The 23,150-nt window shown below is 70.8% G+C and carries 21 protein-coding genes and 1 pseudogene; 10 read left to right on the top strand and 12 right to left on the bottom strand.

From position 1 onward, the window contains the following. The first annotated feature begins 157 nt into the window (after positions 1 to 157). The 3 genes from ACLF6P_RS26960 (at position 158) to hydA (ending at position 3,782) form a co-directional block, all read left to right on the top strand. On the top strand, positions 158 to 1,000 hold the full coding sequence (locus ACLF6P_RS26960; protein WP_415953724.1) for a nitrilase-related carbon-nitrogen hydrolase: 843 nt from the start codon (positions 158 to 160) through the stop codon (positions 998 to 1,000). Between the two features lie 71 nt (positions 1,001 to 1,071). Beyond that, positions 1,072 to 2,319, top strand: coding sequence for an aspartate aminotransferase family protein (locus ACLF6P_RS26955; protein WP_415953783.1), 1,248 nt, complete (start codon positions 1,072 to 1,074; stop codon positions 2,317 to 2,319). A gap of 68 nt (positions 2,320 to 2,387) precedes the next feature. Beyond that, positions 2,388 to 3,782 carry a dihydropyrimidinase gene (gene hydA, locus ACLF6P_RS26950; protein WP_415953722.1) on the top strand — a complete coding sequence of 465 codons (1,395 nt, stop codon included), beginning with the start codon at positions 2,388 to 2,390 and terminating at the stop codon, positions 3,780 to 3,782. A 51-nt stretch (positions 3,783 to 3,833) separates the two neighbouring features. Here the strand turns inward: hydA and ACLF6P_RS26945 are convergent, their stop codons facing one another. Together ACLF6P_RS26945 and ACLF6P_RS26940 are read right to left on the bottom strand one after the other, a co-directional pair. Continuing rightward, positions 3,834 to 4,418, bottom strand: coding sequence for a TerD family protein (locus tag ACLF6P_RS26945; RefSeq protein WP_415953720.1), 585 nt, complete (start codon positions 4,416 to 4,418; stop codon positions 3,834 to 3,836). Between the two features lie 98 nt (positions 4,419 to 4,516). Beyond that, positions 4,517 to 4,834: a nuclear transport factor 2-like protein gene (locus ACLF6P_RS26940; protein ID WP_415953781.1), complete on the bottom strand. Its 318-nt coding sequence runs from the start codon at positions 4,832 to 4,834 to the stop codon at positions 4,517 to 4,519. Between the two features lie 222 nt (positions 4,835 to 5,056). Between ACLF6P_RS26940 and ACLF6P_RS26935 the strand changes: the two genes are divergently transcribed. After that, positions 5,057 to 5,455, top strand: coding sequence for a hypothetical protein (locus tag ACLF6P_RS26935; RefSeq protein ID WP_415953718.1), 399 nt, complete (start codon positions 5,057 to 5,059; stop codon positions 5,453 to 5,455). Between the two features lie 203 nt (positions 5,456 to 5,658). On the opposite strand, the gene ACLF6P_RS26930 is transcribed toward ACLF6P_RS26935, so the two are convergent. The 7 genes from ACLF6P_RS26930 to ACLF6P_RS26900 all read right to left on the bottom strand — a co-directional run bounded on the left by ACLF6P_RS26930 (position 5,659) and on the right by ACLF6P_RS26900 (position 13,948). Further along, positions 5,659 to 6,228 carry a hypothetical protein gene (locus ACLF6P_RS26930; protein WP_415953716.1) on the bottom strand — a complete coding sequence of 190 codons (570 nt, stop codon included), beginning with the start codon at positions 6,226 to 6,228 and terminating at the stop codon, positions 5,659 to 5,661. 57 nt (positions 6,229 to 6,285) lie between these two features. Next, positions 6,286 to 6,624 (bottom strand): hypothetical protein, encoded by a 339-nt coding sequence (locus tag ACLF6P_RS26925; RefSeq protein ID WP_415953715.1) that lies wholly within the window; start codon positions 6,622 to 6,624, stop codon positions 6,286 to 6,288. A gap of 129 nt (positions 6,625 to 6,753) precedes the next feature. Further along, positions 6,754 to 8,817 carry a discoidin domain-containing protein gene (locus ACLF6P_RS26920; RefSeq protein ID WP_415953713.1) on the bottom strand — a complete coding sequence of 688 codons (2,064 nt, stop codon included), beginning with the start codon at positions 8,815 to 8,817 and terminating at the stop codon, positions 6,754 to 6,756. A gap of 152 nt (positions 8,818 to 8,969) precedes the next feature. After that, positions 8,970 to 9,848: a class II fructose-bisphosphate aldolase gene (locus ACLF6P_RS26915; protein ID WP_415953712.1), complete on the bottom strand. Its 879-nt coding sequence runs from the start codon at positions 9,846 to 9,848 to the stop codon at positions 8,970 to 8,972. 19 nt (positions 9,849 to 9,867) lie between these two features. Next, a complete protein-coding gene (locus tag ACLF6P_RS26910; RefSeq protein WP_415953710.1) occupies positions 9,868 to 10,752 on the bottom strand; it encodes an SIS domain-containing protein in 885 nt (294 codons plus the stop codon). A 213-nt stretch (positions 10,753 to 10,965) separates the two neighbouring features. Then, entirely contained in the window at positions 10,966 to 12,021 is a 1,056-nt protein-coding gene (locus tag ACLF6P_RS26905) for a PP2C family protein-serine/threonine phosphatase (RefSeq protein WP_415953709.1), read from the bottom strand. A 298-nt stretch (positions 12,022 to 12,319) separates the two neighbouring features. Beyond that, positions 12,320 to 13,948: an alpha/beta hydrolase gene (locus ACLF6P_RS26900; RefSeq protein WP_415953707.1), complete on the bottom strand. Its 1,629-nt coding sequence runs from the start codon at positions 13,946 to 13,948 to the stop codon at positions 12,320 to 12,322. A gap of 157 nt (positions 13,949 to 14,105) precedes the next feature. Between ACLF6P_RS26900 and ACLF6P_RS26895 the strand changes: the two genes are divergently transcribed. Next, positions 14,106 to 15,047, top strand: coding sequence for a MerR family transcriptional regulator (locus ACLF6P_RS26895; RefSeq protein WP_415953706.1), 942 nt, complete (start codon positions 14,106 to 14,108; stop codon positions 15,045 to 15,047). Between the two features lie 121 nt (positions 15,048 to 15,168). Beyond that, a complete protein-coding gene (locus ACLF6P_RS26890) occupies positions 15,169 to 15,990 on the top strand; it encodes an SAM-dependent methyltransferase (RefSeq protein WP_415953704.1) in 822 nt (273 codons plus the stop codon). Between the two features lie 142 nt (positions 15,991 to 16,132). Here the strand turns inward: ACLF6P_RS26890 and ACLF6P_RS26885 are convergent, their stop codons facing one another. Next, on the bottom strand, positions 16,133 to 16,783 hold the full coding sequence (locus ACLF6P_RS26885) for a maltokinase N-terminal cap-like domain-containing protein (protein ID WP_415953702.1): 651 nt from the start codon (positions 16,781 to 16,783) through the stop codon (positions 16,133 to 16,135). A gap of 328 nt (positions 16,784 to 17,111) precedes the next feature. On the opposite strand from ACLF6P_RS26885, the gene ACLF6P_RS26880 reads away from it, so the two are divergent. Further along, the gene (locus ACLF6P_RS26880) at positions 17,112 to 18,110 is read left to right on the top strand and encodes a TIGR03842 family LLM class F420-dependent oxidoreductase (RefSeq protein WP_415953701.1); all 999 of its coding nucleotides are present in this window, start codon (positions 17,112 to 17,114) and stop codon (positions 18,108 to 18,110) included. 37 nt (positions 18,111 to 18,147) lie between these two features. On the opposite strand, the gene ACLF6P_RS26875 is transcribed toward ACLF6P_RS26880, so the two are convergent. Then, positions 18,148 to 18,531 (bottom strand): serpin family protein, encoded by a 384-nt coding sequence (locus tag ACLF6P_RS26875; RefSeq protein WP_415953699.1) that lies wholly within the window; start codon positions 18,529 to 18,531, stop codon positions 18,148 to 18,150. A gap of 533 nt (positions 18,532 to 19,064) precedes the next feature. Here ACLF6P_RS26875 and trpS point away from each other — a divergent pair. Next, positions 19,065 to 20,147, top strand: a complete 1,083-nt coding sequence (trpS, locus tag ACLF6P_RS26870; RefSeq protein WP_415953697.1) for a tryptophan--tRNA ligase — start codon at positions 19,065 to 19,067, stop codon at positions 20,145 to 20,147. A 71-nt stretch (positions 20,148 to 20,218) separates the two neighbouring features. On the opposite strand, the gene ACLF6P_RS26865 is transcribed toward trpS, so the two are convergent. Further along, complete coding sequence (locus tag ACLF6P_RS26865) at positions 20,219 to 20,908, bottom strand: hypothetical protein (protein ID WP_415953695.1); 690 nt, start codon at positions 20,906 to 20,908, stop codon at positions 20,219 to 20,221. Positions 20,909 to 21,190: 282 nt separating this feature from the next. Here ACLF6P_RS26865 and ACLF6P_RS26860 point away from each other — a divergent pair. Continuing rightward, a pseudogene (locus ACLF6P_RS26860) lies at positions 21,191 to 21,466 on the top strand (response regulator transcription factor); the annotation flags it as partial. A gap of 206 nt (positions 21,467 to 21,672) precedes the next feature. Next, on the top strand, positions 21,673 to 23,094 hold the full coding sequence (locus tag ACLF6P_RS26855) for an alkaline phosphatase PhoX (RefSeq protein ID WP_415953693.1): 1,422 nt from the start codon (positions 21,673 to 21,675) through the stop codon (positions 23,092 to 23,094). Positions 23,095 to 23,150 lie beyond the last annotated feature (56 nt).

Raw genomic sequence — 23,150 nt, 5'->3', positions numbered from 1 at the left:
GCTTGCGGCAGGCGGTCTTGCCCCGCACCTGGTGTGGTCGTACGTTCGTGGCTCCACGGTCCTCGTCTACGGGCGTAGACGCCAGGGTCCGTGCCGTACCACCGCGGCGCGGGCGCCGGCCGGGCCGACAGCGAGCGTTTCGTCGAAGGAGCAGCTCATGGCCACCGTCGTACGCGCCGCACTGGTCCAGGCGACCTGGACAGGCGACACCGAATCCATGATCGCCAAGCATGAGGAGCACGCCCGCGAGGCCGCGCGCCGGGGTGCGCAGGTGATCGGCTTCCAGGAGGTGTTCAACGCCCCCTACTTCTGCCAGGTGCAGGAGGAGGAGCACTACCGCTGGGCCGAGCCCGTGCCGGAGGGGCCCACCGTCACCCGGATGCGGGAGCTCGCGCGCGAGACCGGCATGGTGATCGTCGCACCCGTCTTCGAGGTCGAACAGTCCGGCCTCTACTTCAACACCGCGGCCGTCATCGACGCCGACGGCAGCTACCTCGGCAAGTACCGCAAGCATCACATCCCGCAGGTCAGAGGCTTCTGGGAGAAGTACTACTTCAAGCCGGGGAACCTGGGCTGGCCGGTCTTCGACACCGCCGTCGGCAAGGTCGGCGTCTACATCTGCTACGACCGGCACTTCCCGGAGGGCTGGCGGCAACTCGGCCTCAACGGCGCCCAGTTGGTCTACAACCCCTCCGCGACCTCCCGCGGACTCTCCGCCTACCTCTGGCAGCTGGAACAGCCCGCCGCGGCGGTCGCCAACGAGTACTTCATCGCGGCCATCAACCGCGTCGGCCAGGAGGAGTACGGCGACAACGACTTCTACGGCACCTCGTACTTCGTCGACCCGCGCGGCCAGATGGTCGGCGGGACCGCGAGCGACAAGACCGAGGAACTCCTCGTACGGGACCTGGACTTCGGCCTGATCGACGACGTACGCAACCAGTGGGCGTTCTACCGGGACCGCCGCCCCGACGCGTACGAAGGGCTGGTACAGCCGTGACCTCCTCCACGCCCGCTTCCTCCTCCACGCCCGCCTCCCCCTCCGATCTGCACGAGCGGCACCGTCGCGTGATGCCCGACTGGCTGGCCCTCTACTACGACGAGCCGATCGAGCTGACGCACGGTGAGGGCCGCCACGTCTGGGGCGCCGACGGCACCAAGTACCTGGACTTCTTCGGCGGCATCCTCACCACGATGACCGCGCATGCCCTGCCCGAGGTGACCAAGGCGGTCGCCGAGCAGGCCGGCCGGATCATCCACTCCTCCACGCTCTACCTCGACCGCCCCATGGTCGAGCTCGCCGAACGCATCGCCGCCCTCTCGGGCATCCCCGACGCACGGGTCTTCTTCACCACCTCCGGAACGGAGGCCACCGACACGGCCCTTCTCCTCGCGAGCGCCTACCGCGGCTCCAACTCCGTACTAGCGATGCGCAACAGCTACCACGGCCGCTCCTTCTCGGCCGTCGGCATCACCGGCAACCGCACCTGGTCGCCGACCTCCCTCAGTCCGCTGCAGACGCTGTACGTGCACGGGGGCGTCCGCAGCCGCGGCCCGTACGCGCACCTCGACGACCAGGCCTTCATCGCCGCCTGCGTGGCCGACCTCGAAGACCTGCTCGGCCAGGGCCGCACCCCCGCCGCACTGATCGCCGAGCCGATCCAGGGCGTCGGCGGCTTCACCTCACCCCCCGACGGCCTGTACGCGGCCTTCCGTGAAGTCCTCGCCGCCCGCGGCGTGCTCTGGATCTCCGACGAGGTCCAGACCGGCTGGGGCCGCACCGGCGAGCACTTCTGGGGCTGGCAGGCCCACGCCGCCTCCGGGCCGCCCGATCTGCTCACCTTCGCCAAGGGCATCGGCAACGGCATGTCCATCGGCGGCGTCGTCGCCCGCGCCGAGGTCATGAACAGCATCGACGCCAACTCCATCTCCACCTTCGGCGGCTCCCCTCTCACCATGGCGGCGGGCCTCGCCAACCTCACGTACCTCCTGGAGCATGACCTGCAGGGCAACGCCCGCCGCGTCGGCGGCCTGCTCCTGGAGCGGCTGCGCTCGGTCTGCGCCTCCGTCGACTGTGTGCGGGAAGTGCGCGGCCGCGGCCTGATGCTCGGCATCGAACTGTGCGAAGCGGGCACGGACCGGCCGTCACCGGCCCGCGCCGGCGCCGTCCTGGAAGCAGCCCGCGAGGGAGGCCTCCTGATCGGCAAGGGCGGCGGCCACAACACGAGCGCCCTGCGCATCGCACCCCCGCTCAGCCTCACGGTGGCGGAGGCGGAGGAGGGCGCGAGCATCCTGGAACGGGCCCTGCAGTCCGCGTAGTCAAGCATCCCCGGAGTCAAATCCCCGGAGTCAAGCATCCCCGGAGTCAAGATCCCTGGAGCCAAGCCATGACGACCCGAACCCTCATCACCGGCGGCCTGGTCATCACGGCCGCGGACGAGACCCACGCCGACGTCCTCGTCGAGGACGGCCGGATCGCCGCGATCGCGGCCCCCGGCACCCAGGAGTGGACCGCGGACCGGGTGCTCGACGCGACGGGCAAGTACGTGATCCCGGGCGGAGTGGACGTCCACACCCACATGGAGCTGCCGTTCGGCGGCACCTTCGCCTCCGACACCTTCGAAACCGGCACCCGTGCGGCGGCCTGGGGCGGTACGACCACCATCGTCGACTTCGCCGTCCAGTCCAAGGGCCAGTCCCTGCGCGCCGGACTCGACGCCTGGTACGCCAAGGCCGACGGCAACTGCGCCATCGACTACGGCTTCCACATGATCCTCTCCGACGTCAACGAGCGGACCCTGAAGGAGATGGACCTCCTCGTCGAGGAAGGCATCTCCTCCTTCAAACTCTTCACCGCCTATCCGGGCGTCTTCTTCAGCGACGACGGACAGATCCTGCGGGCGATGCAGAAGGCCTCGATGAACGGCGGCATGATCATGATGCACGCCGAGAACGGACTCGCGATCGACGTCCTCGTCGAACAGGCCCTGCAGCGCGGAGAGACCGACCCCCGCCACCACGGCGAGGTGCGCAAGGCGTTGCTGGAAGCCGAAGCGACGCACCGCGTGATCAAACTCGCCCAGGTGGCGGGCGCACCGGTGTACGTCGTCCACGTCTCGGCACAGGAGGCGGTCGCCGAACTCTCCCGCGCCCGCTCCGAAGGCCTCCCGGTCTTCGGCGAGACCTGCCCGCAGTATCTCTTCCTCTCCACGGACAACCTCGCCGAACCGGACTTCGAGGGCGCGAAGTACGTCTGCTCGACCCCTCTGCGCCCGAAGGAACACCAGGCGGCACTGTGGCGCGGCCTGCGCACCGACGACCTCCAGGTTGTTTCCACCGACCACTGCCCGTTCTGCTTCGTGGGCCAGAAGGAGCTGGGCCGCGGTGACTTCTCGAAGATCCCGAACGGAATGCCGGGCGTCGAGAACCGCATGGACCTGCTCCACCAGGCGGTGGTCGACGGCCACCTCAGCCGCCGCCGCTGGATCGAACTCGCCTGTGCCGCCCCGGCCCGCATGTTCGGCCTGTACGGCAAGAAGGGCACACTCGCCCCGGGCGCGGACGCGGACGTGGTGATCTACGACCCGCACGCCGAACAGGTCATGTCGGCAAAGACGCATCACATGAACGTGGACTACTCGGCGTACGAGGGGAAGCGTGTGACAGGCCGGGTGGAGACGGTCCTGTCCCGCGGAGAGCTCGTCATCGACGGGCGGGAGTTCGTGGGGCGCGCCGGGCACGGGGCGTATCTGGCCCGGGGGACCAGCCAGTACCTGGGCTGAGTCCCGTCGGCCCCGGCACCGGGGAGGGTGCCGGGGCCGACGGGAGGCGGGTCACCTGCTGGCGGCGAAGCGCATCAGGGAGTGTTCGTCGCCCTGCTTGATCTTGCCCGTCTCGTTGATCACCTCGAGCTTCCAGGCGCTGCCCGCCCGCTCGGCCTTGGCCACGGCGCAGCCGTTGTCCTGGGTGAGCAGGCTGGGCCAGATGTCGGCGACCTGTTCGGTGCTGCCGCCGGTGGCGTCGTACACCTTGAAGCTGATGTTGCGCGCCTTCTGGAAGGAGCTGCCCTTCTTGTACGCGGCGGCGATGAAGACGATCGACGTGATGTGCGGCGGGATCTGACCGAGGGCGACGGTCACCGTCTCGTCGTCGCCGTCACCGTGGCCGGTCTGGTTGTCGCCGCTGTGCAGCAGGGAACCGTTGCCCATGGGGTCGAGGGAGTCGAGGCCGGCGAGGCGCACCGGGTCGCCCTCGTGCATGGCGATGGCGATGAGGTCGAGGTCGGTGCCCTTCTTCTGGCGCAGTTTGCCGAGGACACCGCCGCTGCTTCCCACGGTGGGGTCCCAGGAGACGCCGATGGACAGGTGCGTGACACCGTCCAGGTCCGCCGGGCCGGTTTCCTTCGTCAGTGTGATCATTTGTGAGGCGTCCTCTTGGAGGTGGAGGTTCGACACACAAAGTCTGCCTGGTGCCTCCGCGTTTCGGCGAGGGGCCCCTGCATACGGGAGGAATCCGGTCAGGCCTGGCCGGTCTCGAAGCGGGAGATCCTGCCGTCCGCGACCGTGAAGCGCCATGCGGTGCGCATCGATCCCCAGCGGTCGTTGCGGTAGTCGGCGACGAGGGAGGTGCCGCCGTCCGCCACCGATGCGACGTCCATCCGTCCGTTGCTGTCGAAGGCCTCGCTCTGCAGCCAGCTGCGCAGATCGCGCTCGCGGCCGTCGTCGCTCATACTCGCGTCCGCGGTGAGCAGGCCGAACAGCGCAGCGCTGTCGCCGGTGTTGAGTGCATCGACGAACTTCGCGACGGTCGGGTCCAGCTGAGTGCCCGGCATCATGTACTCCAACGAGGGTGGTGCGGATGGTGGCGCCCCCTTCAACGAACACCTGGCCGCGAGGTCACCCGCGCGCCGATCCTCGAATCCGCCTCCGGCGTCCTCGAAGGCCTGGGGCTCCTCGAACGGAAGCTGAAGCGGCCCGCGTGGGCGCTGACGCGCTTCGAGGAGGCACGCGCGGCGCTGGACGGCATCGGCCATCCGCGCGGCGAGGCGCTGCTCCTGATGCATATGGGTGCCACGTATGTGGAGCTGGAGCGGCACAATGACGCCGCCCGCGAACTGGGCCAGGCCCGGGCACGCTTCGCTTCGCCCCCACTGGGTCCCGATCCGTTCAACATCGCCAAGACGCAGCTCCTGCCGGCCCGCAACCATCACGCGTGCGGGCGGCTGCGGGAGGCGATCGGCTCGCTGGACTCGGCGGAGGCCGGCATGCGGGAGGAGGGGTCCGACTTCTGGACCGGGCGGGTTCTTGAACTGCGGGGGAGGTTTCACCGCGAGGCGGGTGACCGCACCCGCGCGGTCGAGGACTGGGCCGCGGCCCGCATGTGCTACCGGAAGGCGAAGAGCGAGAAGGGCGCCGCCGAGATGCAGTCGCTGCTCGAGGAGGAAGGCGAGGAGTAGCGGAACGGCGCTCACGCGGCGGTTGTGTGCGAGGGGGCTCGGTCCTGCGCGTGGACGGTCACTTCGAGCAGTCCCGGCTCGGGCAAGTCGCCTGCGCGGACGGTGAGTCGGGTGACGCCCGACTCCGGTGCAGGGCTGCTCGTCGCCCATACGTGGACGGCCGAGGCGGCCAGGGCGAAGCCCGCCCACGTCGGGCGTCTCAGCTAGCGAGCCCGGATCCCGCGGCCGCCGCGGAGGAGCGCCCGGCATCCGTCCTCGGCCGTCTCCTCGGCGATGAGACCGCAGCCGGAGAAGGCCGCCGCGTACGCGCACCAGGGGTCGTCGTCCGTGGCGGATGCCCGGTCCACCGGCACGAGCAGGACATCGGCCGTACGCGGCCGTCGTCGATCGGGGTCGTCACGGTCGGCGGCGGGGTAGCGGCGGAGCGTGACCTCGCCGGCGGCGCGCCACCCGGTGCTGTCGTCGGCGGGAGCCAGGCTCGCGGTGACGAACATCGCCTCCTCGTGCGGGGCGGAACGGGGGCGGTGACCGACGGGCCGTTCCGGTACGGGGACGGCGGGCACCGTGGCAGGATGCTCCGGCTCGGCCAGGCGCAGCCAGGTGTAGAACAGGTGCTGCAGCAGCTCGGCTGCGCGGCCCGGCTGTGAGGTGACGGTCTGCGCCACCTTCGCGAGTTCGGGATCCTCGCGCTGGGCGCGCACGGCGGCGGCGAGCTGCGGCTCGAGCGGGTGGGCCCCGGACAGGTGGGGCAGGAGCCGGCCGAGCCGCGCCATGGGAGAGCACGATCACCGAGGGGATGACCTCCCCTTCGCGGAGCAGCCACTCCCCACTCAGCCCGAAGGCTGCTTGCTGCTCAACTTTTTATTGTAGCCAGCTCCGTGCGGCGTGCCTATCAGCGGGAAGCGGAGTCTGTGAAGATTTCCGCCCCGGCTCGTGGCCAGCGCCAGATCGAATTTCTCGGATTCGGCCACACTCCACGGAATCGTCAGTATTCCGCGCGAGCGCAGGAAGTCATCCGTGCCGCCGTCGAGCGCCGAGGATTCCGTACAGCTGAACACAACCTGCACGCGTTTGTCGCCGGAGAAGACGGAGAGCAGGTCGACGAGCCGGGTGGCCGAGGTGATGTTGTGCACGACGCCGAGCACGGTCCGTTCGGGCCGTACCGTCATCCAGCGCCCCGCGTCCGTCCGCAGCGGCAGGGGAAGCCGACCGGTGTCTCCCACGCGACCGACTCCCCCCCGCTCACCTCACCGCAAAGAACCACACCATAACCACCCGGCACCGCCGGCGGGGAGCGGTCAGACCCCGTGCACCGCCACCTCGTACAGCGAGATGCCCCAGCCCGTGCCCCGTTCCAGGCACTTGACCCGGACGTAGCGGGCCTGGGTCGCGTCGAAGCGGGCCGTGTCGAGACCTCCGTCACCGCTCTGAGTGGACCAGGCCGTGGTCCAGTCCGTGCCGTCCTTCGACAACTCGACGCGGTAGGACTTCGCGTACGCCGCCTCCCAGTCGAGGGTGATGCGACGGACCGTGTGCACGGCGCCCAGGTCGATCTGCAGCCACTGGCCGGCCTTCCATTCACTGGCCCAGCGGGTGCCCTTGTAGCCGTCCACGGCCTTGCCGGGTGCGTAGCTGACGAACGGGTTCCACCACTCCGTCGAGGACGCCGAGGCGGAGGCGCCCTGGGCGAGGTTCCGGCCGGGCTCGTACCGCTCGGTGTTCGCCCAGGTCCTGAGGTAGGACTCGGCGCCTGCGAAGAGGTCGTCCACGACGTCCTGGCCGCCGACGGTCCGGATGTCCTCGATCCAGTCCGGGACCAGGCCGTAGTGCGCGGCACCGTCGGTGTTGAGGTCCCAGGTGCGCTCGCCGGTGGTCTGCCGCTCGATGACCGAGCCGCCGTCCACGCTGCGGAAGGGGTACTTCAGTGGGTTGGGGGTGTCCGCGCCGCGCGGGCCCGGCCAGCCGCCGACGCCGTTCATGTCGGTGCCGTAGCCGTATCCGACGCCGTACTGGTCCCGGAGGTCCTTGGTGCGTTCGGCCTCCGCGATGAACCCCTCGGAGCCGCTCATGTACTTGGCGGCGAACCCGCCCAGCTTGTAGAGCCGCTCGGTCCAGCCCAGGTCCATCCAGCTGTGCGAGGAGATGATGCCGGGGTACGACTCGGATTCGAGGATGTCGAGGACCTTGCCCACGGCCTTCACGCTCATGTGGTCGATCTCCACCATCATGTTGCGCTTCATCATGCCGCGCAGCGCGTACTCACCGAGATCGGTGAGACCGCGGGTGTTGCACTGTGCGGCCGAGTCGTACGAGGGCACGGCCTCGCCCTCGGGGAGCCGCTGCTCGGCCTCGGGGGCCGAGGCGTTGCCGATCGGGTTGTCGTGTTGCGGGCCGCGGCAGGTCTCCGTCTTCCAGTACGTGCCGGTCGACAGGAACTGGCCGACGTTGATGGCCGTGCCGAGCGCGCCGGAGTCGAAACGCACCCCGCACAGCGCGTTGTCGAACTTGTGGCACAGGAACATGCTGCTCACGCCCAGTTCCTGGAGTTCGTCCAGGCCCTTGTCGATGTCCGCCCTGCTGCACTGCGCGATGTCCAGGATCTGCTTGCAGCCGAAGGGTTCGGAGGTCTCCACGCCGAGGACGACGGCCAGCTTGCCCTGCTCGATGACCTCGCGGGCCTGTGCGCTGTCGGTGACGATGCGGAACCAGCCCTTGCCCGGGCCGCCGTACATCTCGTCGATGTAGGCCTGCATGTCGTAGGTCTTCTTCGCTTCGAGACGGATGGCGGTCATCTCGTCGCAGCTGCGGTCCTTGAAGAAGTAGACGGAGCAGATCACGCCGTTGGTCACCAGGTCGTTGACCAGGACGCGCTGGCCGCCGCGCCAGGCCCGCTCGATCCAGGCGTAGTAGTTCTGCTGGTGGGTCAGGGAGTCGTGCGCGGGCCAGTCCTTGAACGTGGGCCAGCCGTCGGGGTCGTGCTTGCCGTCGCCGCCCTTGGTGATCATGTCGAAGACCGCCAGGCTGCCGTCGGGATAGTGCTCGGGGCAGTCCTTGAGGGCGTCGGCGATTCCTTGTTCCGAGAAGGCCTTGCCGCAGATCAGACGGCCGCCGAAGCCCTCGTTGGACATGATGTGGTTGTGGGCGTCGACGAAGCCGCGGACGCGGCCCTGCTCGTCGGTGCCCTTGAAGGGCTCGCCGGTGACGTTGATCTGCGCGTCGGGCGCGGGGCGCGCCACCGGGTTCCACCAGTCGTCGTTCTCCGCGGCGGAGCCCGGGGTCGGGCCGAGCACCAGGGCCATGACGGCCAGGAGCAGGGATACCACCGTGAGGGATCTGAGGCGATGGGTGGGGGGTCGGACCATGGTCATCACTCACCTTGATCGGCAGGTCACGCAAGTTACTGACGGGTTATCAGCATCGCGAGGCCTGTTCCCGCCGTCAATGGTCCGGCGCGAGAAACCTGAGGATTCCTCAGGTTCTTGTGGGCGTCTCGGTGGATGTCTCGGTGGCCGGCTCAGTGGCTCGTCGGCTCATCCCGCACAAAGCACCCCAGCACCCCGATCATCTGCGCCACCGCACCCGCCATCGCGTCCCTTCCGGGCGCCAGATACTTGCGCGGGTCCACGACCGTCGGATGCTCGGCGAGATGCTCGCGTACCGCCCCGGTCATGGCGATGTTCAGCGCCGTACCGATGTTGACCTTCGCGATCCCGTCCGCGACCGCCCGCGCCAGCGCCCTGTCCGGGACGCCGGACGAACCGTGCAGCACGAGCGGCACGTCCAGCGACTCGCGCAGCCGGGCGATCAGTGCATGGTCGAGGCTTGCCGTGCGCGAGGTCATCGCATGCGAACTGCCGACGGCGACGGCGAGCGCGTCCACGCCCGAATCGGCGACGAACGCGCGGGCCTCCTCCGGTTCCGTGCGGGCGCCGGGCGCGTGCGGATCGAGCGGCACCCTGCCGTCCTTGCCGCCGACCTCGCCCAACTCGGCCTCGATCCACAGCCCCTGGGCGTGCGCCCAGTCGGCGGCGGCCCGGGTGGCGGCGAGATTCCGCTCGTACGGCAGGTGCGCGGCGTCGTACATCACCGAGCCGAACCCGGCGTCGGCGGCCTGCCGCAGCAGCTCGTCGCGCTTGACGTGATCCAGGTGCAGCGCCACCGGCACGGAGGCGGCCTCGGCGGCGGCGAGGGCCGCGCGGGCCAGCGGAAGGAGCCGGCCGCCGCGGAAGGCGACCGCGTTCTCGCTGATCTGCAGGATCACCGCACAACCGGCACGTTCGGCGCCCTCGATGACGGCCTCGACGTGCTCCAGCGTGATGATGTTGAACGCGGCGACGGCCCGGTTCCTGTCGGCGGCCTCGGTGACGAGAGCGCCGGATCCGGTGAGTGGCATCGTCTCTCCTTCGGCCGTGTCAGGCGGAGGGCAGCACGACGGAACGCGTCAGATGCCGCGGCCGGTCCGGGTCGAGGCCCTTCGTATCGGCCACCGCGACCGCGAGCCGCTGTGCACGCACCAGTTCGGCCAGCGGGTCCAGCCGTCCCTCGATCCACAGCGCACCGGTCTCGCCGACCTGGGCGGCGAGACCCTCGGGTGCCTCGCCGAACATCCAGGTGGCCGTGCCCGTGGTGGATATGGAGATCGGTCCGTGCCGGTACTCCATCGCCGGATACGCCTCGGTCCACGACAGCGAGGCCTCCCGCATCTTCAGCGCGGCCTCCTGCGCCAGACCGTTGGTCCAGCCGCGCCCGAGGAAGCTGAACTGGGTGCAGTCCACCAGCCCTTCGGGCAGCGGCTCGGACAGCGCGGTGCGCGCATCGGCGACCGCCTGCGCGGAGTGCAGCCCGAGGTGCGCGCGCAGCAGGGTGACGGCGGTGGTCGCGAAGCGCGTCTGCACCACCGACTCCTCGTCGGCGAAGTCGAGCACCGCGACCTCGTCGGCGGCCTCCATGACGGGCGTACGGGGATCGGCGGTGATCGCCGTCGTCTTCGTGGCGCCGCGCAGCTCGCCCAGGAGCCGCAGAACCTCCGTGGTGGTGCCCGACCGGGTCAGCGCGACGACCCGGTCGTAGGCGCGCCCGGCCGGGAACTCCGAGGCCGCGAAGGCATCGGTCTCACCGAGCCCGGCCGTCTCGCGCAGCGCCGCGACGGACTGCGCCATGAAGTACGACGTTCCGCATCCGACCAGGGCCACCCGCTCGCCGCTCGCGCCGAGCGCATCCCGGTGCTCGGCGGCCAGCCCCGCGGCACGCTCCCAGCACCCGGGCTGGCTGGTCAGTTCCTTGTGCGCGTGGCTCATGCGGGCTCCAGTCGTACGTACAGTTGAATGCGTGATGCTGCAAGGTATCGGCTTGGATCGAGCATGAGCAAGCATCGATGTGCGCGCAGGCTGGAAGAATCTGCGTGCAGGGCAGCGCCGCGCCGCACACCTCGTGATCAGTACAACCGGTGCGTGGACGCCTCAGGAGAGCCTGCGCCTCAGGAGAGCCTGCGCCTCAGGAGAGCCTGCGGCTCAGTGGCCCTGGTACCGCAGCAGCAGCATCGCCGCGTCATCCTGCGGCGGACCCTGAGCATGCTCGACGAGATCGGCGCGGATCGCGCCGAGCGCTGCCTCCGGGTCCTTCTCCTTGAGCAGCGGAGCCCGCTCGCTCAGCGGGTAGAAGGTGCCGTCCGCATCGCGCGTCTCGGTGACGCCGTCGGTGTAGAGCAGCACCTGGTCGCCGGGGGCGAAGGCCGTCTCGTACGGCTCGGGCGGCGGCGTTCCGTGCAGGCCCAGGCCCAGGGGCAGGGCGTGGAGCGGGGGTTCGGGGAAGCTCGTGCTGCCGTCCGGGTGGATCAGCATGGGGGCGGGATGGCCGTAGTTGAGGAGGGTGACGGCGTGGTCGTCGGCGATCTCGGCGAGGATCGCGGTGACGAACTTCTCGCCCTGCAGCTCGCGTTGCAGGGCCCGCTCCACCCGGCCGCCGACCCCGGAGAGCTCCCGCTCCTCGTGTGCGGCCTCGCGGAAGGCCCCGAGCACGAGCGCCGCGGTCTCCACGGCCTCAAGTCCCTTGCCCTGCACATCGCCGACGATGACACGTACCCCGTGCGGGGAGGCCACCACCTCGTACAGATCCCCGCCGATCCGCGCCTCGGCGACCGCAGAGGTGTACGAGACCGCGATCGTCAGCGGACCCGCGCTGCGCGGCACCGGTCGCAGCAGGACCCGCTGCGCGGTCTCGGCGATCGAGCGGACGCCCGCGAGTTCGGCCTCGCGTCGCCGGCGCATCACGGCTGCGGTGATGCCCGCAAGGGTCACTCCGGCCACCGAGGCCATGGCGGTGTAGACCCGCCGCTCCGGATAGGACTGGTTGAGGCCGAGCGCCGCGCACAGCAGCAGGGCGAGCGCGCCGATGGCGGCGGTCCGCCGCCAGCTGCCGAAGAGACCCGCGAAGGCCGGGCCGAGTGACACCAGGGGCAGATAGCCGACATCGGGACCCGCGGAGATGTCGATCACGGCGACGATCAGCATCACGGCGAAGGGTAGTGCCGCCAGGACGTTCGGCCGCGGCGGCTTCGGGTCGGTCATGGCGTCTGCTCCAGCTCGGCTCCCTCGACGGCGGACTGCCGGCCGGCCCGCGCCTCGCCGCCGACCCTATGCAAAGGCTCTGTGGACGAACTGTCCTGTCCTGCCCCTTGTTACCAAATCGCAGTTCGCCATGCCGGCAACGCCGTCACGATCCGTCGCACGATGGCAGGTTGCCGCCGCACCACCTCCCGACCGCCCCCGACCGCTCCCGACCGCTCCCGACCGCACCCGCCCGTCGCACACCGAGCCCGCCCGACACCGCTGAGGCCCGGCAAGGACACTCCTTGCCGGGCCGGCGTCACGCGAGTCCCAGATGGCCAAGGACCAGGGTCATGGCTCTGCGTACTGCCCTGCGGGACTCGTCCGTCCGGTCGAGGCCCTCGAAAGCGTGGTGGGCGTCGGGGAGGTCGATGACGGTCAGGTTGGCTTCGGTGGATCGTGCGGTGGTGATGAAGTCCTCGACCGTCGAGGCGATGGCCGGGCTTTCGAGACCTGCTCGCAGGAGGAGCAGGGGGAGGGAGCCCGCTTCGGCGACGGCGTCCGCGGGGCGGGGGCCCGCCGACAGGCCCCAGTTCGGCAGGGGTGCCATGACGGGGTAGTTGGCGGCGAGGCAGCGCAGCCATGGGGGAGGGGAGCTCAGCCACGGGGTCGTCATCGGGCCGCTGCCCGAGAAGAACCACAGTGCGATACGGGTCTCGTCGACGCGAGGGTCGGCGCGGACCCGTTCCACCGCGGCGGCCACGTCCGCGCAGGCGCGCGGATAGTCGGTGAGGGCGTGCAGCCGGTGGTCCAGCGTCACACCGACCGCGCCGTGTGCCGCCGCCAGCCGCGCGTAGCCCATCAGCGTCGGCCACTCGCGCGGCGTGGGCCGCGCCTCGGCGGGAACCGGGCCGCCGTGGATGACCACGACAGCGGGGCGCGGTGCGGTGCCGTCGGACAGGTCCGGGGGGAAGTGGAAGTCGATGTTCTCGTCGCGGACCGGGGTGATCTCCGGCACCTCCAGGAGGAACGGCCGGAGATGGCCCGGGGTTTCCGGCTGTCCGGCTCCGTCCTCTGCCGCGAGACTCACCCCGTCGCCCGCGGCCGCCCCGAGCAGCGCATCGGCCAGTGTCCCGGGATGGGACAGCATCGGCCAGTGGCCGGTGGAGAGTTCGAAGAAGGTGACGGAGGGGTGGGCCAGCGCCCGGAGCGCCGGGTCGCCGAAGCCCAGGACCATCCGAAGGGTCTCGATCGTCGTCCCGCTCGCCGCGCAGAGCACGCCCGTCGTCGGTACGGAGGCAAAGGCCCCGGTGAGCTTGATCGGCTGGTGCAGGACGGCAGTCGGGTGGGGTACGGCGAGGGCGGTGAGGCGGTCGAGGTGCGCCTCGGACAGACCGGCCGTGCTGCCCCAGCGTGCCCACTCCTGACGGCCGGGGGCGGCCAGCAGCTCCCCCTTCGCGGCGGCCTCGCGCAGGTCCGGACCGGGGACCGATTCAAGGGCCACCGCGCCGTCCCGTACCAGCGGGCCGTCCACGTACACGACACGCGCGACGCGGGAGGGACGGCGGTCCGCCGCACCGACGGCCGGGTACACGCCGTAGCCGTGCCCGACGAGCACGACATCGGGGGAGTCCCCGGTTTCGGACCCGGGCGCGGTCACACGCTCGGGCCCGCTCCCGGAGCCGGACGCCGCCCCGTACTCAGGCCCGCTCCCGGAGCCGGACGCCGCCCCATGCCCAGGCACGGACGCCGGTCCCGCCCCATGCCCCTCCGCATCGATCGCAGCCACGACCTCCGCGACATGCGCCTCCAGATCCGTCGCCCCGGCTTCCGCCCGAGGCACCTCGACCACCGCCACCGTCGCGCCCGCCGCCCGCAGCCGCTCGGTCGTCTCCTGCCACACCCCGGCCCCGGTGAACAGCCCGGGAACCACAACGAAACGAGTCACTCCGTACTCCCTTCTCCTTCGCCCGCGGACCGGCCCTTCGCCGGTCCGTGGCGGACGCGGGTACGTTAGAAACTCCCCCAAAGGGAGGTTCAAGCGCGACCGAAGGGGGGCGGCGGCGCACCGGCGCGGCCAATACCGCTCGTACAGGAGGGACCCGGTGCCGAGGCCGCACGAGGATTCCTGGAGCATCGGCGAACTCGCCGAGCACGCCCGGACCACCGTGAAGACCGTCCGCTTCTACTCCGACCGAGGCCTGCTGCCCGAACTGCCCCGTAGCGGCGGCGGCCACCGCCGGTACGGACCCGAGGCCCTGGACCGCATGCGCCTGATCCGTTCCCTGCGCGGCCTCGGCGTCCCCGTGGCGGAGGTGCACCGCATCGTCGAGGAGCGGGCCGGTGCGCTGGAGGACGCCGTCGCCGGTCAGTTGCGCAGCCTCGGCACCCGACTGACCTCCCTGCGCTGGCAGGAGGCCGCACTGCGCCTCGTACAGGAAGCGCCCGCCGCGGAGCGCGCGGACCGCCTGCAGCTCGTCGGCATGCTCGGCAGTCCGCCCAGCACGGCACCGCTCGCCCGGTTCTGGCGCGGCTGGCTGCCTGCGCGGATGCCGGCGAAGGCGACCGCGGACTTCCTGGACGTGGCCGTGCCCGCCCCGCCGGACAGCCCGTCCACCGGCCAGGTCCTCGCCTTCGCACGCCTCAACGCTCTCGTGTCACAACCCTGCGGCGGCCCGCGCGCGGCAACCCAGCCCGCCGCCCACCGTGCGGTGGGACCGCGCGAGTCCGCGCTCCTGTACGCGGGACTCGTCGAGGCCTACGAGCTCGCGAACCGGGAGATCCGCTCCGGCGCCGAGCCGTACGCGGGCGAGGCACTGGAGGCCTTCGTGGACACCTACGCCACGGTGAGCGGCCACCGTGACACCCCGGTCTTCCGCCAAGGCCTGGCCCGCGAACTCGCCGCCGATCCACGCCTCGACGGCTACTGGGAGCTCGTGTCCCAGGTCCGGACGGCCCCCGGCGCACGTCCCGAACCGACACCCGGCGCCTCGCACGACTGGCTGCTCGCGGCACTCCGGACGGAGACCGCCCGCGCGGCGGCCTGACGTGGTCCTCGCCGACAGCCGCATCCGATCCGGGAAAGATGCCGAGACCCTCCCAATGGGCCGCGGAAAAACGTAGGTTGACCTCGGACGTCGCATTCACTGACCCGAGGGAGAGGCCGCCGTGGCGAACGAAGATTCCGAGATATCCCCGTCCGCGGTGCAGGGCCGGATCGACGTGTCACGGCCGCACTCGGCACGGATCTGGAACTACCTCCTGGGCGGCAAGGACAACTACGCCGTCGACCGCGCGGCCGGCGACAAGGTCCTCGAGGTGTACGCCGGGATGCAGGACGTCACCCGGCAGTCCCGCCTCATGCTGACGCGCGTCGTCTCCCACCTCGCGGGCGAGGCCGGCATCCGCCAGTTCCTCGACATCGGCACCGGCCTGCCGACCGCCAACAACACCCACGAGGTGGCGCAGGCGATCGCCCCGGACTCCCGCATCGTCTACGTCGACAACGACCCGCTGGTCCTGGTGCACGCCCAGGCACTGCTCACCAGCACGCCCGAGGGTGCCTGCGACTACATCGAGGCGGACGTCCGCGACCCCGAGGCGATCCTGCGCGAGGCGGCCAGGACCCTCGACTTCTCGCAGCCGGTCGCCCTGATGCTGATGGGCATTCTCGGCCTGGTCTCCGACGAGGAGAAGCCGCAGGCGATCATCGACCACCTGCTGTCCGCCCTGCCGTCCGGAAGCTACCTGGCGCTGTACGACGGTTCGGACGCCGACCCCGCGTATGTGGCGGCCATCGCCGGCCACAACGCCAACAGCGGCGCGGTCCCGTACACTCCGCGCAGCATCGAACAGCTCAGCCGCTACTTCGACGGACTCGAACTCCTCGAACCCGGCGTGGTCTCGGTGGAGCGCTGGCGCCCCGAGCCCAACCGGTGGGGAGAGCCGGTGCCGGTGTCCTGCGCGGGCGGGGTGGCGCGCAAGCCGTGACCGGCGGCCGCGTCTGCCGTGCGGATGCCGGAGCCGGCAGACCGGCGTGGGCGGCCGCTCCGACCGCCCGGGCCGACCCGCGTACGCATCCGATGCGGGCATCCGCGCCAGATCAAGCGGGCGGACCGGGCGGGGTGAGCGCTCAGCCCCCGACGTGCAGCGTGACGAAGGCGGTGCGTGCGGAGGGAGTCTCGTCCGACTGGTGCCATACGGCGGTGACTTGACCGGCCGCCCTGCCCGCGGTCTTCGAGGTTCCCGCCTCGGTACCGGGTTCGAGCACGCGCGCCAGGCGTAGGACCGCGCCGCCCGTCAGGTGCATCTCGGTCGCGTCCCCGGTGTCGGTGACCTTCTCGATCCGGGCCTCCCCGAGCGGACCGCCCTCGTAGGCCACGTGGACCTCACGGTCCTCCTGGTCGCTGATGCTCTGCGCCTGCGGCCTGACCCGGCCCTCGAAGAGCGCCGCGAGCTCGGCGGCGAACACCGGGTCGTGACATCCGTCGTACAGCCAGCGCGTGCCGAGCACACCATGCTCGGACGTGCCGATCAGTGCGTCCTCGGCGCCTTCCAGGGGCGCACCGCGATACGTCATCGGCGCCAGGTACGCGCGATCGGCGACGGTGACCACCATGAACTCGATGCCGACCTCGCCCTCGGGGTCGTCGAGCCGGAAACCGCCGGCCTTCGCGAGCTGCGGGATGTCCGGGCCGCCCCCGTACCACGGCCGGCCCGGCAGCCAGTCCGCGAGCAGTTCGAGCTTGGTCGGCTTGAGGGTGGTGCGGTGGATCTCGGCCATGCGGAACGGTCCTCCAGCGAGTCGGACGAGTGTCGCCGTGATCAACCTCCCGGGCCTCCGGTTTCATTCCGCACGGACCGCACCTCCCTCACCCGGCCCCCGTCACCTGACCGTCCGTCACCTCGGCCCGTCACCTCGGCCGCCCGGGTGCCGCCGACGGTCGGGCGATGAGATGGGCGGGGGCGTGAGTCTCCACTTCTGACGGGGTCGCCCGCGCCCGGGGCTCTAAGGCCTCCGCCGACTGCGTACGTCTGAAGGACCGAAATCGTCTGGGTGGACACGCGTAGAGCCCTCTTGCCAACACCCCGGAACAAGTCCACGATGCAGCATGGACTTCGGACTCGTTCTGCAGACCGACCCGCCCGCGGCCCAGGTGATCAGCCTGATGAAACGGGCCGAGCGCAACGGTTTCCGCTACGGCTGGACCTTCGACTCGGCCGTGCTCTGGCAGGAGCCCTTCGTCATCTACAGCCAGATCCTGGCCCAGACCCGGCGCCTGACCGTGGGCCCCATGGTGACCAACCCCGGCACCCGTACCTGGGAAGTCACGGCCTCCACCTTCGCCACACTCAACGACATGTACGGCAACCGCACGGTCTGCGGGATCGGACGCGGCGACTCCGCGATGCGGGTGGCCGGACGCAGCCCCAACACCCTCGCCCGGCTCGGGGAGGCCATCGGCGTCATCCGCGATCTCGCGGAGGGCCGCGAGGCCCAGGTCGACGGTGCCACGATCCGGCTGCCGTGGGTACGGGAGGGCGAACTGCCGGTCTGGATGGCGGCGTACGGCCCGAAGGCCCTCGCGCTCGCCGGGCAGCAGGCGGACGGGTTCATCCTCCAGCTCGCCGACCCGTACCTCACGCAGTGGATGATCCGATCGGTACGCGAGGCCGCTCAGGCCGCCGGGCGCGACCCGTCCGAGATCAAGATCTGCGTCGCCGCACCCGCCTACGTGGGGGACGATCTCGCGCACGCACGCGAGCAGTGCCGCTGGTTCGGCGGCATGGTCGGCAACCACGTGGCCGACCTGGTCGCCCGCTACGGCGAGCACTCCTCGCTCGTCCCCGAGGCCCTCACCGCGTACATCAGACAGCGCAAGGGCTACGACTACAGCCACCACGGAAAGGCCGACAACCCTTCCACCGACTTCGTCCCCGACGAGATCGTGGACCGCTTCTGCCTGCTCGGCCCGGTCGAGGCACACGTCGAGAAGCTGCGCACGCTACGGGACCTGGGCGTCGACCAGTTCGCGGTGTACGCGATGCACGACGCACGCGAGCAGGTCATCGACACCTACGGCGCGGAGATCATCCCGGCCCTCGGCTGACCCACGAGGCCGCACCCGGCTGACCGGTCCCGGTGCTTCAGCCCCACGGCTCCGTGTCCCACGGCTCCGTGTCCCACGGCTCCGTGTCCTGCGGATACGGCACCGGATCGGCCACCCAGCCCGCGTTGAGGACGAGGCAGGACATGCGGTGCACGGTGAGGAAGCCGAAGGGCCGGTCGAAGGCCGCCTCGACATGCCGGACCGTGTACCGCGGTGGCGGCGGGACGGCACCCGCCACCGCGGAGATCATGGCGACGGCGGCCGATTCGAAGCCCTCCGCGTCGAAGACGGCGACCGCCGCCTGGGCGCCGTCCTGCACCGCCAGCGGCTGCGGGCCCATGCCCGGGAAGTGGCCACGGTCCCCGTCCGCCGCCGCGACCAGCCCGAACAGGTCGGCCCCTGCCAGCAGATCGTGCCGCACGGAGATACGGAACGGGCTGGTGGCGACGTCCAGTTGGGGTTCCGGTCGGGTGCTGCGCTCCTTGCTGACGGTGAGGCCGGGACCGAGGCGCCTCGGCCCAGCGGCGCGTCAGGCGGTTCACGGCCCGTACGGTGGCGTGCCTCGGCTGCATCGGATCTCCCCTCCGGATTTCCCCTCCGGATCTCCCCTCCGGATCTTGCCTGGCTCTCGGTGATCATACGGAACGCGGTCCTGCACGGGAGGGGGCCGCACAGCCCCGCACCGGAGCCGGGTACACCGTCCGCACGGCAGGGGCACACGGGCCCCGCTCGCGACGGGCGGAAAGGCCCATGCCTCACACCCCGGCCGTGCCCTACGATGAAGCCATGTCGATCACGTGCTGTCTGTGCTGGTGGCGCTCCTCCTAGGAGCGGCCACAGATCAGACACACCCCGGGCCGTGCCATAAGGACGGCCCGGCCCCTGCGTGCAGTGGATGCCTCGGCCCGTTCTGGCCCGGATTTTTCCGTCACCACGCGCGGCAGGAGAGCCAGCATGCAGACCCTCGACACCATCACCGAAAGCAGCCTCAGCAGGGACAGCCTTGCCGTGGCGCGGCAGCGCAGCGCCGAGTTGGAGCAGCGGATCGGGCACGATCCCGGCAGTTTCCGGGTGCTCACCGGAGACCGGCCCACCGGACCGCTCCATCTCGGCCACTACTTCGGCACGCTGCAGAACCGCGTACGGCTGCAGGACGCCGGCGTCGACACGTTCGTCCTGATCGCCGACTACCAGGTGCTCACCGACCGGGACGTGGCCGAGCGGCAGGCCGAACGGGTCGAGGGGCTGCTGCTCGACCATCTCGCCATCGGGATCGACCCCGGGCGCTCCACCGTCTTCGCGCACAGCGCGATCCCCGCCCTCAACCAGCTCCTGCTGCCCTTCCTGTCGCTGGTCTCCGTGTCCGAGCTGCAGCGCAATCCCACCGTCAAGGACGAGATCGCGCATGCGCGGCAGTCGGCGGTCAGCGGCCTGATGTTCACGTATCCCGTGCACCAGGCGGCGGACATCCTGTTCTGCAAGGCGAATCTGGTGCCCGTCGGCCAGGACCAGCTGCCGCATCTTGAGGTCACCCGCACTGTCGCGCGGCGCTTCGACGACCGGTACGGGGCGGTGTTCCCCGTGCCCGACGCCCTGCTCTCCGAGGCGCCGCTGCTGCTCGGCACCGATGGCGGCAAGATGAGCAAATCGCGCGGCAACGCGATCGCGCTCTGTGCCACCGCCGACGAGACGGCCCGGCGGCTCAAGGGCGCGAAGACCGATACCGAGCGGCACATCACGTACGAACCTGAGCACCGGCCGGAGGTGTCGAGCCTCGTGCTGCTCGCAGCCCTGTGCGAGCAGGCGGATCCGCGGGCGGTGGCCGAGGAGATCGGGGACGGCGGGGCGGCCGCACTGAAGCGGCGCGTCACCGAGTCGGTCAACACCTTCCTGGCCCCGATGCGCGCCCGCCGCGAGGAGTACGCCGAGGACCGCGGGTATCTGCGCGAGGTGCTGCACTCCGGGAACGAGCGGGCCTCGGCCGTCGCGGAGGCCACCCTCGAGGAGGTGCGCGTGGCGATGGCCATGCGCTACTGAACCGGGTACGGGTCAGGGCGGGCGGTCGGCGCTGCGTGGCGAGGTGCTTCAGCCCTGCGTGGCGAGCTGTGTCAGCCGTGTGCGGCGAGGTGCTTCATCGCCGCGCGCGCCGCCTTCTCGGCGCCTGACGTGATGGTGTCCTCGCTCGGCGCCTTGCGGGAATCGAAATCGCAGCCGTTGTACGTGACGGTCACGAGCGCGTTCCCCGAGCGGGCCACCACCACCGCCTCGCGGGTCTGCTGCTTGTCCTTCGTGGTGAGCTCGGAGGCGAGCGCGGCGGCGTCCCCGAGGTCCTTCAGCGCCTTCCCCTCGTCCGGATCGTGCTTGGCGTACGCGGCCTCGGCGCTCTCCGGCGAGTCGAAGACCTCGTAGGAGACGTCGAGCCAGCGGTAGTCGTACTCCTTGAGGCCGCTCCATGAGCAGGTGCGGCGCCGATCGGGATCGGTGAGCTCTATTTCCTTGCCCGCCGTCTTCGCATTGGGCACGAGCTTCTTGACCGAGGAGGCCGCCACCGCCTTGCAGGGCTCGGGCGGCTTCTCGTACGAGGGCGCCTTCTCGGCCCCGGGAGACTTGTCGGATTCGGGTGCCTTGCCGGATCCGGATTCCGGCCGCGGTGACGCGTTCGACTGCGGTGCGGCGGCGGGCTCGATGTCGTCGGGGGCGTACGGGCCGCTCGTCCACGCCCAGCCGGCCGTGGCGAGAGCGACGACCGGCAGCAGGCGCGCGGTGAGCAGCAGTGGCAGCGAACGCAAGGCGTCCACCTCCTGCGGGGGTTTGCGGGGGTCAACCGCGCAACAGCGGGGGTGTGAGGGATGACAGTGCCACAGGTGAAGCCCTCGGGAACAGGGGCGCCGGCGAGAGGAAGCTCATGTCATGGCCGGCGTCCGCCAGTTGTTTCCTTGTTTGATGCTTTATGGGCGAAATATTCCCCCCGGGGGAGATGTGGCCGAAGGGGCCCTCCGGAGGCGGACACGCCGTCGGGGGCTTCCGGGTGCGGGCCGGGCTGCCGCTGCTCGTACGGGAAGCGGGGGCGGCCCGGTGATCTGGGTCGTACTGGTCGACGACCAGGCACTGATGCGCGCCGGGTACCGGGCGCTGCTGGACGCCGAGGACGGCATCGAGGTGGTGGGCGAGGGGAGGTCACGGCGCTCGCGGCCCGTGGACTGGGCGACGAGGAGATCGCCGCGCACATGGTGATCAGCCCGTACACGGCGAAGACGCACGTCAGCCGCGCGATGGCCAAGCTCGGCGCGCGCGACCGCGCACGGCTCGTGGTCTTCGCGTACGAGAGCGGGCTGGTGCGGGCGCGGTCGGGGTGAGGCCGGGGGACCGGCCGAGGGGGGCGGGGGACCGCCCGCGGGGCGTGCGGCGGGCCGGCCGCACGCGGTCGGTGTCCCGGGAACAGGGGTCGACATCGTGGTGAAAGGAAGGCGAACGGAGGCTTCCGCACGCATGCTACGCGCGTATACCGTGTGGCCGTTCCCGAGTTACGCGCCCGGAACTTCCCTCTACACCAGGAGATTTCATGGAACGACGGCATTTCCTCTCCGGAAGCGCTGCCGTGGCGGCGGGCACCGCTCTGGCGAGCCCCTTCCTCGGCGCCGCCACTGCCGTGGCCCAGGGCGGCCCCCGGCGTGGCCGCGGCTACGGCGAGCTGCTGCCGGTGCGGGACCAGCGGGACGGCGCGGTCAGGCTGCACCTGCCCGAAGGGTTCTCCTACCGCTCCTTCAGTCCGGTCGGAGACCGGCTCAGCGACGGCTCCACCGTGCCGGGCAACCACGACGGCATGGCCGCCTTCCGCGGCAGACGCGGCACCTCCGTGCTCGTCCGCAACCATGAACTGAACGGCAGCGGCACGGCCTTCGGGCCGGCCGACACCGTCTACGACCCGGCGACCCTCGGCGGCACGACCACCGTGGTGGCCACCGGACGCGGTGAGGTCCTGCACAGCAGGGCGAGCCTGAGCGGCACCATGAACAACTGCTCCGGCGGTGCGATGCCCTGGGGCTCCTGGCTCACCTGCGAGGAAACCGTCAACGGCCCGGACGTCGGCAACGACTACACGGGCGGCGACAACACCCTGCTGCACGAGAAGCACGGCTACATGTTCGAGGTACCCCTGGACAGGCCCGCGTCCGCCCGCCCGGTCCGCGCCGCCGGACGCTTCGCCCACGAGTCGGCCGCCTTCGACCCGCACACCGGCGCGGTCTACCAGTGCGAGGACAACTTCGGCTTCCCCTCGGGCTTCTACCGCTACCTCCCGCCACGCGACCCCCGGACCACCGGCAGTCTCCTCGACGGCGGAAAACTCCAGATGCTGGCGGTGCGCGACGAGGAGAACGCCGACCTCTCACTCGGCCAACGGCCGCACGCCCGCTACCGGGCGACCTGGGTCGACATCGACGACCCCGACCCCGAGTTCGCCCCCGGCACCACCAACGACGAGGCGATCCAGGCGGTCGGCGCGCAGGGCCGGGCCAAGGGCGCGGCGATCTTCTCCCGCCTGGAGGGCTGCGTCTACCACCAGGGCACGGTGTACTTCGTCTCCACCCAGGGCGGCGCGACGGCCGAAGGCGACCAGGCCCCGGGGGGCTTCGGAGACGGACGCGGCCAGGTCTGGGCCTACGACACCCGGGAGGGCGTCCTGCGACTGCTGTTCGAATCGCCGGGCTCGATGACCCTGGACCTCCCGGACAACGTCACCGTCAGCAAGCGCGGCACCCTCGTCCTGTGCGAGGACGGCGACGAGGCCAACTATCTGCGCGGCCTCACCGCGGGCGGCTCCGTCTTCGACTTCGCCAGGATGGAACCCCTCCCCGACGACCCGGGCGCCGAGTTCGCGGGCTCCACCTTCTCGCCCGACGGCCGTACCCTCTACGTCAACATCCAGTCCTCCGTCGGCCTTTCCCTCGCGATCTGGGGGCCCTGGCACCGCGGCGGTTTCTGACCCACGGGTGGGGTGCGGGGGCATCGCCTCGCACCCCGGAGCCCGCGGCCGCCGCG

The sequence above is a fragment of the Streptomyces lothianensis genome (assembly GCF_047779955.1).
Taxonomy (GTDB): domain Bacteria; phylum Actinomycetota; class Actinomycetes; order Streptomycetales; family Streptomycetaceae; genus Streptomyces.
This window is presented reverse-complemented; position numbering and strand designations above follow the sequence as displayed.